Origin of the sequence: Pseudomonas lurida (assembly GCF_013522705.1) — a bacterium.
In the GTDB taxonomy this organism is placed as follows: domain Bacteria; phylum Pseudomonadota; class Gammaproteobacteria; order Pseudomonadales; family Pseudomonadaceae; genus Aquipseudomonas; species Aquipseudomonas quebecensis.
Map to the genome: position 1 here is coordinate 23307 of NZ_JAAMRE010000025.1, position 15915 is coordinate 39221.

Below are 15915 nucleotides of genomic sequence, written 5' to 3' on the forward strand. Positions count from 1 at the left end.
ACTGGGTTTTTCAGCCTCGATCAGGACCCGACAGGCGCATCCGGGACCTGTGGCAGCGCAGCGCCCTTGGGCCAGAGCATCCAGATCTGGCCTTGCTGTTTCATATTCCCCGCCAACTCACCCGCCGCTTGGCCCGTGCCCCAGAACAAATCCGCACGGACTTCACCGGTAATGGCGCCTCCGGTGTCCTGGGCGGCGACCGGGCGGGTAATGGGCGAGCCATCCGGCCTGGTGGTCGCCAGCCATAACAGGCTGCCCAACGGAATCACCTTGCGATCCACCGCCACGCTGTAGCCGGCAGTCAGCGGCACATTCAGTGAGCCGCGCGGGCCTTCGTTGCTGTCGGGGCGGGCGCTGAAAAATACGTAGCTGGGGTTGCTCGCCAGCAGTTGCGGAATGCGTTGCGGGTGGGCCTTGGCCCAGGCGCTGATGGCGCCCATGCTGACCTCTTCCTTCTTCAGTTCGCCTTGCTCCACCAGCCAGCGGCCGATAGGACGATAGGGGTAGCCGTTCTGGTCGCCGTAACCGACACGCAGTTGGCGCCCACCCTTGAGTTGAATACGGCCCGAACCCTGGATCTGCAGGAATTGCAGGTCCATCGGGTCGGTGAGCCAGGCGATCGGCTTGGCGGTGGAGCCTTGGCCGTTGATCACACTGGCATCGTCATAAGGCTTGAGTACGCGGCCCTCCAGGCGTCCGCGCAGGCGCTTGCCCTTGAGTTCAGGGTAAATGCTTTCCAGATTGACGATGATCAGGTCATCCGGTACGCCGTACACCGGGACGTGGGCGGCGGCGGTCTGGGTCAGGCTGCCTGGGTAGACGGGCTCGTAGTAGCCGGTGATCAAGCCATCAGGGGTATTGTCGGCCGAGCGCAAGCCGAACACGTCCAGGCGCTCCTTGAGAAACCCCCGCACGGCCGCTGCGTCGCCCGGCACCGTCGCCGCTGCCGCGCAGGTCGTGCCCCAGACCGGGTCGGCCTTGAGGCGCTGGCAGGCGCTGCGCCAGGCTTCGAAGCCGGCCAGTAAATCGCTGTCGGACACCGCCGGCAACGCTTCCCACGGTGCGCTCACATAGGTGGCGACGGCGTGGGGTTTGACGGTTTCGTCCTTGGCTGCTTCTTTACCCGTGTCCTTGCCGGCGTCGCAGCCGGCCAGCAGCGCGACGAGGGGGAGAGCCCACGCCAGGCGGCGGCTCCAGGGTTTCAACGTGATAGTCATCCAAGCAATTCCTGAACTGATTGCCCGCGCCGTAGTGGCGCCGGGCAACCTTATTATTAATAGGGCTATTGGTCTTTAGGGACGGGGCGAGGATACTGGCCGCCGTTTCCCGTGACCTCGAAGCCATCATGACTTTTAAAAGACTGACCGTTGTATTGCTGGCCTGCCTCACTCTGTCCGCCTGTGGCGGGGTGGATCCCAATTCGCCCCTGGGGCAGCGCAAGGCGATCTTCAAGCAGATGCTCAAGACCGGCGAAGACCTGGGCGGCATGTTGCGTGGGCGTATACCGTTCGACGGCGCAAAGTTCGCCGAAGGCGCGACCCGACTCGATGCATTGGCCCATCAACCGTGGCAGCACTTTCCAAGCGTGCGGGAAGAAGACCACACCAGTGCCAAGGACGACGTATGGCAAAAACAGGCGCAGTTCCAGCAATTGGCGCGCGACCTGGAAGCGGCCACCGGCGAACTGGTGATCGCCAGCCAGGTCATGCCTTACAAAGCCAGCAACCTGGGGCCTGCCGTGCAGAAAGTCGAAGATGCCTGCAGCGCCTGCCATAAACAGTTTCGGGACCATTGACCGGTCTTACTGATCGAGTTCTTCCACGGCGTCCTGCAATTCCTTGCGCGACTCGGCGAGCTTGTCCTTACGTTTGTTGATCTTGTCCGGGTCGCCTTTTTTCATGGCTTTATCGAGATCGGCCTGGCGGCGACTGACTTCATGCTTGGCGTCGAGCACCTTGTTTTCACGTTCCCTCTTGAGCGATGCGTCGTTGCAGTTGGCGGTGACTTCGCTCAGGGCTTTTTCAAGGCCGGCTTGCTGTTCGCTGTTACCGTGGGCCTTGGCCTGTTCAATCTGAGTGCTGATGGCTTGGCGCTTGGCGGCGCAGCCGGTGAGGGGCTCGGCGTCTTCGGCCGCCAGCAACGGCATGGTCATCAGGCTTGCGACGGTCAATAAGGCAACAGGGGCTAAAAATTTCATCGTGAACTCCAGGGTCGCATGGGGCAGGGTGAATTCTGCCAACTGTTAAAACGGTGGCGGGCCGGGTTCAGAACCCGTCTATCCCGGCCATACGCAATGTTTCAGCCAAGGCCTTTACCTGTGGGTCGTGAAAAAAAGCGCTCAATTGCGCTGCACGCCCCGGGCCGATGCCATCTTCGGCCATCCAGGCTTGGGTGTCGCGGGCGACCAGCGTATGCCAGTCACCCTTGAGGTTGTTACGCGCCACAGGCGGCACGCCCAAGGCCTTGAGCCAGTGTGCGAAAGGCCGCTGCCGGGCGCGGTGGAGACTGTCGAGTACCCGCGCGCGGCTTTGCTCGCCAAAGCCATCAATGTTAGCAAGCTGCGCCGCATCCAGGGTTAACCAATCGAGAAAGCCTGCGATTAGACCGGCCTGGATCAATACGTTCCAGGTCTCTCGCCCCATATGTGGCAAAGCCAGGCCCTGGTTGCTGCTGAGCCAGGTGAGGCGGGCGAGCAATTGCTCTTCGCAGCCAGGGTCGAGCTGCCAGCAGCTCAAGGCATGAAAATTCCGAGGGTCGGGGACGGGCAGCTCGACTCGGGTGGGGTTGCGCAGGACGACCTGGTCCAGCCGTGGAATGACCTGGCCCGCGAGGGTGATGGACACCTGATCGCCGGGGCGAATATCCAAGGTTTGCCAGCGCTTCAAGGAGCCGGCGCTCACGCGGCTGATCTGCCGGTCGTCCAGTCGCACCGGCTCCAGCTCCAGGATCGGCGTGATCCGCCCGGTGCGGCCGATCTTGAACCGAACCTTGCGCACCAGCGCCAGGGCCCTGGTGGCCGGATATTTCCAGGCCACCGCCCAGTAGGGCGCACTGGCCTGCCAACGCTCGGCGGGTGCACGTAAAGCCTGGTGCAACACCACGCCATCGCTGGCGAAGGGCAGAGGATGGTTGTACCAGTAGGTACGCCAATGGGCGGCTTTGTCGAGGCTTTGGATGGGGTGACTGTAGCGCTGACTGTCCGTGAAGCCCCAGCGCGCCAGTGTGGCCAGGCGCTCGCTGAACGTGGCCGTACTGTCGGGCCAGGCCCACACGAACAGGCCGATACCGGCGGCATCGGCGTCGCTCAATTGGCGGCGATTCATCAGCCCGGCCACTTTGCTGCGAGCATTGAGCCCGCCCTGTGCCGATTGCACATGGTCGTCGAGACGCCAGTACAGTTCGCCTTGCAACACCAGATCGATGGGGTCGGGCAATTGCTGGACAATGCCGGGGATTTTACCTGCAGACGTCGACCAATCCTGGCCAAGCACACCGTCGCCACGGCTGATTACCTGCCGCAGGCGGCCCTTGCGGTACACCAGCGTCACCGCGACGCCATCCACCTTGGGTTGGACCCACACATCCTGACGCGTGGCCAGCCAAGCCCCGACGGCCTGGTCATCCAGTAGTTTTTCCAGGCCGGTATGGGCGACGGGATGGCGCAAGGTGCCTCGTGAGCTGGCCAGGGGCTGGTCGTCGGCCGCAGCAGGCGCAGGGAAACACTGGCGCCAATCAGCCAGACGCTGACGGGCTTGGTCATAGAGTTCGTCGCTGACCGGCGATTGGCCGAGGCGGTGGTAACTGTCGTCCCACCTTCGCACCTGTTCGGCCAGGGCATCCGCTTGTTGACGGGCTTCCTGCGGGCATGTGCCCGCTGCCACCCGGAAGGGCAGCGCAACGATGAATAGAGCAACCAGTAAACGCATCAGGAGCATCCTTGCTCGAAAAGGGCGCCCAGCCTAAATGATCCGTTTGCGGACAAAAAAGTCCCGGCCATGCGGGGCTTTTTACCGGGTGTTGCTGTTTGCCGAACAGACCACCGTGGAACCGCATTGCCTGATTACTGGCGGCCTGGTTTTGCTGCCCGATGTCGGCTTTGACGGTGGATTCAGTCAAAGTGTTTCAACTGGTGTAGCGCCTCCGACGGCGCTTTAAGCGTTGGCCGTGGGTGCAATAAAAAGCCCCGCAGGGCGAACCTGGCGGGGCTTTTTGTACATCGCTTCGCTTACAGGCCGGCGGCGGTACGCAGGTCGTTGGCGCGGTCGGTTTTTTCCCAGGTGAAGGTGGTGAAAGTGTCGTCACCCACGGTCTTCTGCTCAGGCGTACGACCGAAGTGGCCGTAGGCTGCGGTTTCCTGGTACATCGGGTGCAGCAGGTCGAGCATGGTCGTGATCGCGTAGGGACGCAGGTCGAAGACTTCGCGTACCAGCTTGACGATCTTGTCATCGCTGATCTTGCCGGTGCCGAAGGTGTTCAGCGAGATCGACGTAGGCTGAGCCACGCCGATAGCGTAGGAAACCTGGATCTCGCAGCGCTCGGCCAGGCCGGCGGCCACGATGTTCTTGGCCACATAGCGACCGGCGTAGGCGGCCGAACGGTCCACCTTGGACGGATCTTTGCCGGAGAACGCGCCACCGCCGTGACGGGCCATGCCGCCGTAGCTGTCGACAATGATCTTGCGACCGGTCAGGCCGCAGTCGCCCACCGGGCCACCGATGATGAACTGGCCGGTCGGGTTGATGTGGAACTGGGTGTCCTTGCTCAGCAGTTCGGCCGGCAACACGTGTTTGACGATCAGTTCCATCACGCCTTCGCGCAGATCGGCGTAGGACACATCCGGGTTGTGCTGAGTCGACAGCACCACCGCGTCGATGCCGACGACTTTGCCGCCTTCGTAACGGCAGGTTACCTGGGACTTGGCGTCCGGGCGCAGCCACGGCAGCAGGCCGGATTTACGGGCTTCGGCCTGGCGCTTGACCAACTGGTGGGAGAAGGTGATCGGAGCCGGCATCAGCACGTCGGTCTCGTTGCTGGCGTAGCCGAACATCAAGCCCTGATCGCCGGCGCCCTGGTCTTCCGGCTTGGCGCGGTCGACACCTTGGTTGATATCGGGCGATTGCTTGCCAATGATGTTCATCACGCCGCAGGTCGCGCCGTCGAAGCCAACGTCGGAGCTGTTGTAGCCGATGTCGGTGATCACGTCGCGGACCAGTTGTTCCAGGTCGACCCAGGCCGAGGTGGTCACTTCGCCGGCGATGATCGCTACACCGGTCTTCACCAGGGTCTCGCACGCCACGCGGGCGAACTTGTCTTCAGCGATGATGGCGTCCAGCACCGCGTCAGAAATCTGGTCGGCGATTTTGTCCGGATGCCCTTCAGACACGGACTCGGAGGTGAAAAGGGAGTATTCGCTCATCTCGATGTTTTCCTGATATTTACCGATGGTGAGTGTCGCCAGCCGGTCGCTGAAAGTGGCGGACCTGAATCTGGAAACCATTACGTAAACCTACATAGAGGCTTTCCCCGGGAACAAGTCCCGCAGCGGTGGCCCAACGGGCCAGATCGTCCTGTTCAAAACCCAACCAGAGATCACCGCAGGCCTCCCTGGCCCAATTCTGGTTGTGGCTGCATAAATCCGTCACCAGCAGGCTACCGCCGGGGTGCAGTAACCCGGCCATTTGCTTGAGGGCCTCGGCGGGCGCGGCGAAATGATGCAGGACCATATTCAGCACCACGCAGTCGGCCCGCAGGCGGGTGTCGTTCAAGGCATCGGCCAATTGCAGATCGACGTTGCTCAAGGCCTCGCGCTCGCAGAGCTGGCGCGCCAGTTCCAGCATTGCCGGGCTGTTGTCCAATGCCGTGACCTGCTGGAAGCGGCGCGCCAGTTCCGGCAGAAAACCGCCGTCGCCGGGGCCGACTTCCAGCGCCGTGGCCTCTTCACTGAAGCTCAGCTTGTCCAACAACGCCAGCACGCTGTCGCGGTATTGCGGCAAGCCGGCGATCAAATCCTGCTGGGCGCGAAACTTCTCGGCGACCCGTGCGAAAAAGTCCTGGCTGGCCGCAGCACGTTGTCCATGCACCTGGCCGATACGTGCCTGTACGTCGTTGGGCAGGCTCAGGTTATCCACTTCATCCAACAGGGCCGCGTGCAGCTTGCCGCCGAGCAGGTCGGTGTGGGGCAGGGCGCGGCGGTAGAAAATCGCATTACCTTCGCGGCGAGTGGCCACCAGGTCGGCCTGGGACAGCACTTTCAAATGGTGGCTCATGCCCGACTGGCCGATGGCGAAAATCCGCGCCAGCTCCAACACGCCAAAGGAATCATTGGCCAATGCCCGCAAAACGTTCAGGCGCAAGGGGTCGCCGGCGGCCTTGCACAAGGCGGCCAGCTCTTCACCATCGTCGGAACGCAGGGAGGATGCGGGTAGGTTCATAAGGCCAGCAGTCTAGTGGTGGGACAGGGCGGTCGCAAGGTCAATATCAAAAAGTTTTGATATTGATCGATAAGTGGCGGTTATAAGCAGTCGCTATAGCCTTTCGGCGAACAGGTGAAAGGTTTGCGCAGACGATTGCCGTGCAAACCACAGGAAAAACCGCTTCAAGTGACTATCTGTCATTGCCCGCAGGCGGTGGCTGAGGGAAAATGCCGGTCCTTTTTTCCGTTTCTTTCCCTATCCGCAGGAGAACAGCGATGCCCAGCCGTCGTGAGCGTGCCAACGCCATTCGTGCCCTCAGCATGGATGCCGTGCAAAAAGCCAACAGCGGCCATCCCGGTGCCCCGATGGGCATGGCGGATATCGCCGAAGTGCTTTGGCGTGACTACCTGAAACACAACCCGAGCAACCCATCGTTCGCCGACCGTGACCGCTTCGTGCTGTCCAACGGCCACGGCTCGATGCTGATCTATTCGCTGCTGCACCTGACCGGCTACGACGTTACCATCGACGACCTCAAAAGCTTCCGCCAGCTGCACAGCCGCACCCCGGGCCACCCGGAATTCGGCTACACCCCAGGCGTCGAGACCACCACCGGTCCCCTGGGCCAGGGCCTGGCCAATGCCGTGGGCTTCGCCCTGGCTGAAAAAGTCCTGGGCGCGCAGTTCAACCGCCCCGGCCACGACATCGTCGATCACCACACCTATGTGTTCCTGGGTGATGGCTGCATGATGGAAGGCATTTCCCACGAAGTTGCGTCCCTGGCCGGCACCCTGGGCCTGGGCAAGCTGATCGCCTTCTACGATGACAACGGCATCTCCATCGACGGTGAAGTCGAAGGCTGGTTTACCGATGACACCCCGAAGCGTTTCGAAGCCTACAACTGGCAGGTGATCCGCAACGTCGACGGTCACGACCCGGAAGAGATCAAGACCGCCATCGACACCGCCCGCAAGAGCGCGCAGCCGACCCTGATCTGCTGCAAGACCACCATCGGCTTCGGTTCGCCGAACAAGCAAGGCAAGGAAGACTGCCACGGCGCCCCATTGGGTGACGCGGAAATCGCCCTGACCCGTGAAGCGTTGAAGTGGAACCACGGCCCGTTCGAAATCCCGGCCGACATCTACGCCGAATGGGATGCCAAGGAAAAAGGCCTGGCCACCGAAGCCGAGTGGGACCAGCGCTTCGCTGCCTACTCCGCCGAATTCCCGGAACTGGCCAACGAACTGGTTCGCCGCCTGGCCGGCGACCTGCCTGCCGACTTCTCGGAAAAAGCCTCGGCCTATATCGCCGAAGTCGCGGCCAAGGGCGAAACCATCGCCAGCCGTAAAGCCAGCCAGAACACTCTGAACGCCTTTGGCCCGCTGTTGCCTGAGTTCCTCGGCGGTTCGGCCGACCTGGCCGGGTCCAACCTGACGCTGTGGAAAGGCTGCAAAGGTGTCACGGCCGAAGACGCCAGCGGCAACTACATGTACTACGGCGTGCGCGAGTTCGGCATGAGCGCCATCATGAACGGCGTGTCCCTGCACGGTGGCCTGGTGCCTTACGGCGCAACGTTCCTGATGTTCATGGAATACGCGCGCAATGCCGTGCGCATGGCCGCGCTGATGAAGAAGCGCGTGATCCATGTGTACACCCACGACTCCATCGGCCTGGGCGAAGACGGTCCGACGCACCAGCCGGTCGAGCAATTGACCAGCCTGCGTACCACGCCGAACCTGGATTGCTGGCGCCCAGCCGACGCGGTGGAATCCGCCGTGGCCTGGAAGCACGCCATCGAGCGCAAGGACGGCCCTTCGGCGCTGATCTTCTCGCGTCAGAACCTGCAGCACCAGGCGCGTACCGACGCGCAGATCGCCGACATCAGCCGTGGCGGTTATGTGCTCAAGGACTGCGTGGGCGAGCCGGAGCTGATCCTGATCTCCACCGGTTCCGAAGTGGGCCTGACCGTTCAGGCTTACGACAAGCTGACTGAGCAGGGCCGCAATGTGCGCGTTGTATCCATGCCGTGCACCAGCGTGTTCGAAGCCCAGGACGCCGGCTACAAGCAATCGGTGCTGCCGTTGCAGGTCAGCGCGCGTATCGCCATCGAAGCGGCGCACGCCGACTACTGGTACAAGTACGTGGGCCTGGAAGGCCGCGTGATCGGCATGACCACCTACGGTGAGTCGGCACCGGCGCCAGCGTTGTTCGAAGAGTTCGGCTTCACCCTGGAAAACATCCTGGGTCAGGCTGAAGAGCTGCTGGAAGACTAAGCCAGTCTGCGTTGTCTGTACTGGCGCTATCGCGGGCAAGCCCGCTCCCACATTTGGATCGCGGTCTGATGTGGGAGGGGGCTTGCCCGCGATGGCGTCAGAACGTTCAACACCGAACTAACCTTGACCGAGAACCCCATGCCCGAACTGCGTCCCTACAAAGTTGCACTCAACGGCTACGGCCGCATTGGTCGTTGCGTCTTGCGTGCTCTGTTCGAGCGAGGGGCGGCAGCCGGGTTTGAAATCGTTGCGATCAATGATCTGGCGGACATGGCCAGCATCGAATACCTGACACGCTTTGACTCCACCCATGGCCGATTCCCCGGCGAAGTGCGGGTCGACGGCGATTGTCTGCATATCAACGGCAACTGCGTGAAAGTGCTGCGCAGTGCCACCCCCGAGGGCATCGACTGGGCGGCGCTGGGCGTCGACCTGGTGTTGGAATGCTCCGGTGCTTATAACACCCGTGCCGATGGCCAGCGTTTTCTCGACGCCGGCGCGCCACGTGTGCTGTTTTCCCAGCCGATGGCCAGCGAGGCGGATGTCGACGCCACCATCGTCTATGGCATCAACCAGGATTGCCTGAGCGGCGATGAGCGGCTGGTGTCCAACGCTTCCTGCACCACCAACTGCAGCGTGCCGCTGTTGCGCCTGCTGGATCAGGCGATCGGCCTGGATTACGTGTCGATCACCACGATTCACTCGGCAATGAACGACCAGCCGGTGATCGACGCCTACCACCACGAAGACCTGCGTCGCACGCGTTCGGCGTTCCAGTCGGTGATTCCGGTGTCCACCGGCCTGGCACGCGGCATCGAACGCTTGTTGCCGGAACTTGCCGGGCGAATTCAGGCCAAAGCCGTACGTGTGCCGACGGTGAACGTGTCCTGCCTGGACATCACCATGCAAACCGTCAGCGACACCGATGCCGTGGAGGTCAACCGGATCCTGCGCGACGCCGCCACCCGCGGCCCGCTCAAAGGCTTGCTGGCCTACACCGAATTGCCTCACGCCAGTTGCGATTTCAACCATGACCCGCATTCGGCGATTGTCGATGCCAGCCAGACCCGTGTTTCCGGCCCCAGGCTGGTGAATATCCTGGCCTGGTTCGACAACGAGTGGGGCTTTGCCAACCGAATGCTGGACGTTGCAGAACACTATCTGCAAGTGGCCTCCAAACAACCTCAACAGTAATTCAGGAACTGCGACCCATGACCGTGTTGAAGATGACCGACCTCGATCTGCAAGGTAAGCGCGTACTGATTCGCGAAGACCTCAACGTCCCCGTCAAGGACGGTGTTGTCACCAGCGATGCGCGAATCCTGGCCTCGCTGCCGACCATCAAGCTGGCCCTGGAAAAAGGCGCGGCCGTGATGGTCTGCTCCCACCTGGGTCGCCCGACCGAAGGTGAGTTCTCCGCCGAAAACAGCCTCAAGCCGGTAGCCGACTACCTGAGCAAGGCCCTGGGCCGTGACGTGCCGCTGGTGGCTGACTACTTGAATGGCGTGGACGTGAAGGCCGGCGACATCGTGCTGTTCGAAAACGTGCGCTTTAACAAAGGCGAGAAAAAGAACAGCGACGAACTGTCCCAGCAATATGCTGGCCTGTGCGATGTGTTCGTGATGGACGCATTCGGCACCGCTCACCGCGCCGAAGGTTCGACCCACGGCGTGGCCAAGTTCGCCAAGGTCGCCGCTGCCGGCCCACTGCTGGCTGCTGAACTGGACGCGCTGGGCAAGGCCCTGGGCGCGCCGGCACAACCGATGGCGGCCATCGTCGCCGGCTCCAAGGTGTCGACCAAGCTTGACGTGCTCAACAGCCTCAGCCAGATCTGCAACCAACTGATCGTCGGCGGCGGTATTGCCAACACGTTCCTGGCTGCCGCCGGTCATCCGGTGGGCAAGTCGCTGTACGAGCCGGACCTGCTCGACACCGCCCGTGCCATCGCCGCCAAAGTCAGCGTGCCGTTGCCGGTGGATGTGGTGGTGGCCAAGGAATTCGCCGAAAGCGCCGAAGCCACCGTCAAGCTGATCGCTGACGTGGCTGCCGACGACATGATCCTGGATATCGGCCCGCAGACTGCGGCCAATTTCGCTGAACTGTTGAAAGCGTCGCAGACCATTCTGTGGAACGGCCCGGTCGGCGTGTTCGAATTCGACCAGTTCGGCAACGGCACCAAAGTGCTGGCCAAGGCCATCGCCGACAGCTCGGCATTCTCCATCGCCGGCGGCGGCGACACCCTGGCTGCCATCGACAAATATGGCGTGGCCGAGCAGATCTCCTACATTTCTACCGGTGGTGGCGCTTTCCTCGAATTCGTCGAAGGTAAAGTGCTGCCGGCCGTGGAAGTGCTGGAAAGCCGAGCCAAAGGCTGAAACGCGTGATCCGGAAAAGGAGCATTCCCATGATCAAGTCATTGGCACTGGTGTTCGCGGCGGGCCTGTTGGGCGGGTGCGGCAGCGCGCCCACTGCGGTATCGGCGCCCGAACAGCCTGCGGCGCAGCAGAAACAGGGCTGCTACCAGGCTGACTGGCAGGCCGAAACCATGCCGGTGATCAACAAGCGCATCGGCAACGAGCGGCTGGAGAAATACGACTCCGCGCCCAACGGTCAGGAACAGGGTTGCCCTTGACGGGTCTGATCAACTAACCGACAGCAGTCGCGGCCCTTGGGTCGCGTTCGAGGATTGGCAATGAAAGGCGTTTTCGCCCTGGCGGCACTGGCTCTGTTGGCGGGTTGCAGCAGCATGAACATGTTCAATAAGGCAGAACCTGCCGATAAGTGGACCACCTGGACCTGCGACAGCAAGGCCGAGGTCAACTGGCGCTTTGCCAATGCGGCCCGCAGCGAGGTGGATGTGCGCCTCGGCGGCTCGGACCAGGTCTACCGCCTTAAACAGGACGTTGCCGCCTCGGGCGTGCTGTACAGCAACGACCAGTTGGCGTTTCACACAAAAGGTGAGGAAGGCTTGGTTTACTGGGTCGCCACCGACGATTTGATCGGGCGTGGCTGCAAGGCCCAATGAGATTTCAAATTTGATGAGATCCAAATGTGGGAGGGGGCTTGCCCCCGATAGCGGTGGATCAGTCAACAGATTCATCACTGACAGGCTGTCATCGGGGGCAAGCCCCCTCCCACACTTGCAATAACGATTCAGCAGGCCAGGTATGTAAAACCTGGCCTGCAATAACTTGAATAGCAGTCGCCGCTACGGCAGGCTTGCACGATTAACGACCCTCGACCGGGAGAGACAACACAATGGCACTTATCAGCATGCGTCAAATGCTGGACCACGCAGCCGAGTTCGGCTATGGCGTCCCAGCCTTTAACGTCAACAACCTCGAGCAGATGCGCGCCATCATGGAAGCCGCTGAAAAGACCGACTCCCCCGTGATCGTCCAGGCTTCGGCCGGTGCGCGCAAATACGCCGGTGCCCCGTTCCTGCGTCACCTGATCCTCGCCGCTATCGAAGAGTTCCCACACATCCCGGTGTGCATGCACCAGGACCACGGCACCAGCCCTGACGTGTGCCAGCGCTCCATTCAACTGGGCTTCAGTTCGGTGATGATGGACGGCTCTCTCGGCGAAGACGGCAAGACTCCGACCGACTACGAATACAACGTCCGCGTCACCCAACAAACCGTGGCCATGGCCCACGCCTGCGGCGTTTCGGTTGAAGGCGAGCTGGGCTGCCTGGGTTCCCTGGAAACCGGCATGGCCGGTGAAGAAGACGGCATCGGTGCCGAGGGCGTGCTGGATCACAGCCAGATGCTGACCGACCCGGAAGAGGCTGCCGACTTTGTGAAGAAAACCCAGGTGGACGCCCTGGCCATCGCCATCGGCACCAGCCACGGCGCCTACAAGTTCACCAAGCCACCGACCGGCGACGTACTGGCCATCGACCGCATCAAGGAAATCCACAAGCGCATCCCCAACACCCACCTGGTGATGCACGGTTCGTCCTCGGTACCGCAAGAATGGCTGGCGATCATCAACCAGTACGGCGGCGACATCAAGGAAACCTACGGCGTACCGGTTGAAGAAATCGTCGAAGGCATCAAGTACGGCGTGCGTAAGGTCAACATCGACACCGACCTGCGCCTGGCGTCCACCGGTGCCATGCGCCGCCTGATGGCCACCAACCCAAGCGAATTCGACCCACGCAAATTCTTCGGCGCCACCGTGACCGCCATGCGTGACGTGTGTATCGCTCGTTATGAAGCATTCGGCACGGCCGGCAATGCATCGAAGATCAAGCCGATCTCGTTGGAAGCGATGTACCAGCGTTATTTGAAAGGTGAGTTGAACGCTAAAGTGAACTAAGCCTCAGGCGTTACAAAAGAAGCCCGCAGCGATGCGGGCTTCTTTTTTGATTAGGTAAGTTGAGAGACAGGTGATTCGCGGGATGATCGTTTGATTCTGCACTAGCTGAAAGGTGAGTGCGATTGTTTTCTGTACAAATATAAATAGACGGCAATGGACAGCGATGCAGTTAAAAATGCCATGCCCGCCGCCACAACAAAAGGTGCTGAGCGATCACCTGCGATTATTAAAATTGTTCCCACAGAAGGTCCCGTTATAACACATAGTATTTGGATGCTTCTGAACGACATGGATACTCTTCCGATATTGTCAGCAGGGCATAATTGCTGAAGGATTATATTTGAAGATATTATGAGTGTTTCATAACCGAAGCCATTCAAAAACCAAACCAATGGATAGAGGTAGACTCTTCCAGGTAATTGGAAAAATACTAAAACTGCGGTCAGGATTAATGCGGTAGAGAAAACAACTAATGCGCTTGACCGAAGAAGAATCTCATCGAAATTGCTCAATTTGAATTTCATCAGCAATGCGGCACATATTGCACCTCCGGCTGTTGCTGAGACGATTATTGAAAAATTAACTGGAGGTAAACCTTCATAGGCTAGAAAGGACGCCAAATGCGGATCATAGATTCCTAAAGCCAGCGATGTAAGCAGGGAGTACAAAAAGCCTATGCGTAGCTGAAAGGGCAAGGCGTTGAATATAGAGAGTCCTCTTATAATGTCGCGATAAAGTGGCAGGGCACTGGTAAGGGTGGCATTCATTTGCGTTCGGAAGGCCAGGCAAATAGACCTGAGGAGTGGGAAGGTTAATAAAACGGCCACTGCCGAAAAAAAGAATAAATCTTTGGGTGATAATACTGCGGTTAATACACCTGCAAGTAACGGTGCAAAAATTTTGGAAGATTGATCAAGTACACTTATGTAGCTGAAAAAAGATTTTCGCTCCTCAGCATGTATAAGTTGCCGAACGATAATGGTTATCGAAGGAAAGTAAAATAAATTTGACACGCCTTTGAAAATGACGAAAAGCAAAAAACTCTGAAGATCTGGAGACGCTGCTAGACCTACGGTAGACAGTGTGCGGAGCAAGACGCCGAATACTAGTGTTTTCCTTACGTCATATCGATCTATCAGCGTTCCTACGATAGGACCTAGAAACAACATAGGGGCACCCAGGCAAAAAGCCAAGAACGCTATTGATGAAGGAGAGGCATGCCATAGATAAACGGGAACCGTGAAGATTAAAAAAATATCAAGCCATAGTGAGAAACTGGATAGCGCTTGCACGAAAATAAGCTTACTTGACGTTTTCATCAGGTCGTTCTGAATGTAGGAAAAGTGTGTCTTCAAATACGAAGCCGTCGAGTTCATGTTCGCTGGCAAATCGATACAAGTCGCTAAGTCTATTTATAAACCCGCGTCCGTTAAAATTTAAGGAGGTGTTACAAAGCACGCCGACTCCTGACATAGCACGATAGGCGCTTAGCAATTGATGTATACGAAAATTTTGAGAATTATTGACCGATTGAGGACGCGCTGAGTTATCAACGTGCGTCACCGCCGGAATGCTAGTCGAAATAACTTTGCGGAACTCCAGCATGTAGGGTGAGGGGGTAGACGGGCAGAAGTATTCAGCCATACATTCTTCTAAACATATCGGTGCTATAGGGCGAAATCCTTCGCGCCTCTTGATTTTGTTCAATCTAATGAGATTTTCTCTAGGATAGGGCGCCGCTAATATTGAGCGATTTCCCAGTGCTCTAGGACCCATTTCATATCTGCCCTGTACCCAACCTAATATGCAGCCTTCATGAAGTAATTGTGCTACACGTCTCGTATCATAGGGTTCACTAATGAAGGTGCCTGTGTTATCTGTGTCAGAATTTGGTAGCTCCCCTGCATAGGGTGACCAAGTTACTTTGGCAACTCCTTTTGTATGCAATAACGCATCAATCGCAGTTCCAATTGCAGACCCGCTGTCGTTTGTGCACGGAGGGATAAATACATCAGAGAATAGTTGTGTCTCTTTCCATTTTGAGTTCCAGTCACAATTTAATCCGCATCCGCCAACAATTAATAAAGGTGCGTCATCAAAGACCAGCTGCTCTGCAAAATCACGAAACAAATTAAAAATTGCATTTGAAAGTTGATATGCAAGTGATGCAAATCGAGGGTTGCTGAGTCCAATATTGTAATATGCACTGTTACGGAAACGGTGCTTGTGAAGCTTTCTAAAGTCTATGTTCTTGTCGAGTAGGGTGGCTATTATGTGTCTGGCGTCTTGGTCAAGATCGCCATTTTCTCCATAAGCAGCAAGTGCCATGAGTTTGCCTGCATCACTCAAACGAATTTGTCCCGCTCCAAGATTAAAAGTAGGATCTGCGAGCGCATATAAAAAAGCAAATCTGTCCCCAGGGTTTTCAAGTGCACTACCTAATTTGGTAATATTTACTTTTTCATCAATTCGATAGAATGCACCGAAATAGCCCTCCCAGAGCAATGCATAGCAAGGCTGTCCTTGTGGAAAGGGTGAAAGCCCGTATCCGCATAAAAGGTGTGAGCGCTCATGTGAGGATGAAAAATAAGTAACATCATGACCAAATATTGAACGTTCTTGGTGAATAATCTTCCTTAGTCCTGAATAGCCCGCACCAATGGTGTCATTTACTGAGTTCAGTCCTCTACTCCATCCGCTCTGAGCTACGATACCCACGGGTTTTTTAATCATATAAGAAACTTTCAGTAATGCGTCAGGTGTCACGCTTGAAAAACGAAGGCCGTTATCTTTTTCTGCTTCTACAGAAAACTCCAAGTGGTTACCCACAATCAGGGCTACCGCCCCGTCATGTCCATCTTTAAGGCTAAGTATTACAATGTCATTATTTTCTATATTGACCATGC

The 15915-nt window shown here is 58.4% G+C and carries 14 protein-coding genes; 7 read left to right on the top strand and 7 right to left on the bottom strand.

The features are described 5' to 3' along the window. Window positions 1-20: 20 nt before the first annotated feature. On the bottom strand, window positions 21-1217 hold the full coding sequence (mltA, locus tag G7025_RS19180; RefSeq protein WP_181080674.1) for a murein transglycosylase A: 1197 nt from the start codon (window positions 1215-1217) through the stop codon (window positions 21-23). A 128-nt stretch (window positions 1218-1345) separates the two neighbouring features. Here mltA and G7025_RS19185 point away from each other — a divergent pair, with 128 nt between their 5' ends. After that, entirely contained in the window at window positions 1346-1795 is a 450-nt protein-coding gene (locus tag G7025_RS19185) for a c-type cytochrome (RefSeq protein ID WP_181080675.1), read from the top strand. Window positions 1796-1801: 6 nt separating this feature from the next. On the opposite strand, the gene G7025_RS19190 is transcribed toward G7025_RS19185, so the two are convergent. The 4 genes from G7025_RS19190 to G7025_RS19205 form a co-directional block, all read right to left on the bottom strand. Beyond that, complete coding sequence (locus G7025_RS19190; protein WP_181080676.1) at window positions 1802-2197, bottom strand: DUF1090 domain-containing protein; 396 nt, start codon at window positions 2195-2197, stop codon at window positions 1802-1804. A gap of 67 nt (window positions 2198-2264) precedes the next feature. Beyond that, window positions 2265-3926, bottom strand: a complete 1662-nt coding sequence (gene ligB, locus G7025_RS19195) for an NAD-dependent DNA ligase LigB (protein WP_181080677.1) — start codon at window positions 3924-3926, stop codon at window positions 2265-2267. Window positions 3927-4225: 299 nt separating this feature from the next. After that, window positions 4226-5416, bottom strand: a complete 1191-nt coding sequence (gene metK / locus G7025_RS19200; protein WP_034115338.1) for a methionine adenosyltransferase — start codon at window positions 5414-5416, stop codon at window positions 4226-4228. 19 nt (window positions 5417-5435) lie between these two features. Further along, entirely contained in the window at window positions 5436-6431 is a 996-nt protein-coding gene (locus tag G7025_RS19205) for an ArsR/SmtB family transcription factor (protein ID WP_181080678.1), read from the bottom strand. 257 nt (window positions 6432-6688) lie between these two features. Here G7025_RS19205 and tkt point away from each other — a divergent pair, with 257 nt between their 5' ends. The 6 genes from tkt to fba all read left to right on the top strand — a co-directional run bounded on the left by tkt (window position 6689) and on the right by fba (window position 13009). Further along, complete coding sequence (gene tkt / locus G7025_RS19210) at window positions 6689-8686, top strand: transketolase (RefSeq protein WP_181080679.1); 1998 nt, start codon at window positions 6689-6691, stop codon at window positions 8684-8686. A gap of 138 nt (window positions 8687-8824) precedes the next feature. Further along, entirely contained in the window at window positions 8825-9880 is a 1056-nt protein-coding gene (gene epd / locus G7025_RS19215) for an erythrose-4-phosphate dehydrogenase (RefSeq protein ID WP_181080680.1), read from the top strand. 17 nt (window positions 9881-9897) lie between these two features. Continuing rightward, window positions 9898-11061, top strand: a complete 1164-nt coding sequence (locus G7025_RS19220) for a phosphoglycerate kinase (protein ID WP_181080681.1) — start codon at window positions 9898-9900, stop codon at window positions 11059-11061. Between the two features lie 29 nt (window positions 11062-11090). Further along, entirely contained in the window at window positions 11091-11318 is a 228-nt protein-coding gene (locus tag G7025_RS19225) for a hypothetical protein (protein ID WP_181080682.1), read from the top strand. A gap of 60 nt (window positions 11319-11378) precedes the next feature. Further along, entirely contained in the window at window positions 11379-11711 is a 333-nt protein-coding gene (locus tag G7025_RS19230; protein ID WP_181080683.1) for an MliC family protein, read from the top strand. A 233-nt stretch (window positions 11712-11944) separates the two neighbouring features. After that, on the top strand, window positions 11945-13009 hold the full coding sequence (gene fba / locus G7025_RS19235; RefSeq protein ID WP_181080684.1) for a class II fructose-bisphosphate aldolase: 1065 nt from the start codon (window positions 11945-11947) through the stop codon (window positions 13007-13009). A 101-nt stretch (window positions 13010-13110) separates the two neighbouring features. Here the strand turns inward: fba and G7025_RS19240 are convergent, their stop codons facing one another. Continuing rightward, window positions 13111-14328, bottom strand: a complete 1218-nt coding sequence (locus G7025_RS19240) for an MFS transporter (protein WP_258197712.1) — start codon at window positions 14326-14328, stop codon at window positions 13111-13113. Continuing rightward, on the bottom strand, window positions 14312-15913 hold the full coding sequence (locus G7025_RS19245; protein WP_219855381.1) for a carbamoyltransferase C-terminal domain-containing protein: 1602 nt from the start codon (window positions 15911-15913) through the stop codon (window positions 14312-14314). Before G7025_RS19245 ends, G7025_RS19240 begins: the two co-directional genes overlap by 17 nt. Window positions 15914-15915: the final 2 nt, after the last annotated feature.

Bases quoted from the DNA above. Each gene is read 5' to 3' on its own strand.
- mltA (WP_181080674.1), bottom strand. From the start codon at position 1,217: ATGACTATCACGTTGAAACCCTGGAGCCGCCGCCTGGCGTGGGCTCTC.
- G7025_RS19185 (WP_181080675.1), top strand. From the start codon at position 1,346: ATGACTTTTAAAAGACTGACCGTTGTATTGCTGGCCTGCCTCACTCTG.
- G7025_RS19190 (WP_181080676.1), bottom strand. From the start codon at position 2,197: ATGAAATTTTTAGCCCCTGTTGCCTTATTGACCGTCGCAAGCCTGATG.
- ligB (WP_181080677.1), bottom strand. From the start codon at position 3,926: ATGCGTTTACTGGTTGCTCTATTCATCGTTGCGCTGCCCTTCCGGGTG.
- metK (WP_034115338.1), bottom strand. From the start codon at position 5,416: ATGAGCGAATACTCCCTTTTCACCTCCGAGTCCGTGTCTGAAGGGCAT.
- G7025_RS19205 (WP_181080678.1), bottom strand. From the start codon at position 6,431: ATGAACCTACCCGCATCCTCCCTGCGTTCCGACGATGGTGAAGAGCTG.
- tkt (WP_181080679.1), top strand. From the start codon at position 6,689: ATGCCCAGCCGTCGTGAGCGTGCCAACGCCATTCGTGCCCTCAGCATG.
- epd (WP_181080680.1), top strand. From the start codon at position 8,825: ATGCCCGAACTGCGTCCCTACAAAGTTGCACTCAACGGCTACGGCCGC.
- G7025_RS19220 (WP_181080681.1), top strand. From the start codon at position 9,898: ATGACCGTGTTGAAGATGACCGACCTCGATCTGCAAGGTAAGCGCGTA.
- G7025_RS19225 (WP_181080682.1), top strand. From the start codon at position 11,091: ATGATCAAGTCATTGGCACTGGTGTTCGCGGCGGGCCTGTTGGGCGGG.
- G7025_RS19230 (WP_181080683.1), top strand. From the start codon at position 11,379: ATGAAAGGCGTTTTCGCCCTGGCGGCACTGGCTCTGTTGGCGGGTTGC.
- fba (WP_181080684.1), top strand. From the start codon at position 11,945: ATGGCACTTATCAGCATGCGTCAAATGCTGGACCACGCAGCCGAGTTC.
- G7025_RS19240 (WP_258197712.1), bottom strand. From the start codon at position 14,328: ATGAAAACGTCAAGTAAGCTTATTTTCGTGCAAGCGCTATCCAGTTTC.
- G7025_RS19245 (WP_219855381.1), bottom strand. From the start codon at position 15,913: ATGGTCAATATAGAAAATAATGACATTGTAATACTTAGCCTTAAAGAT.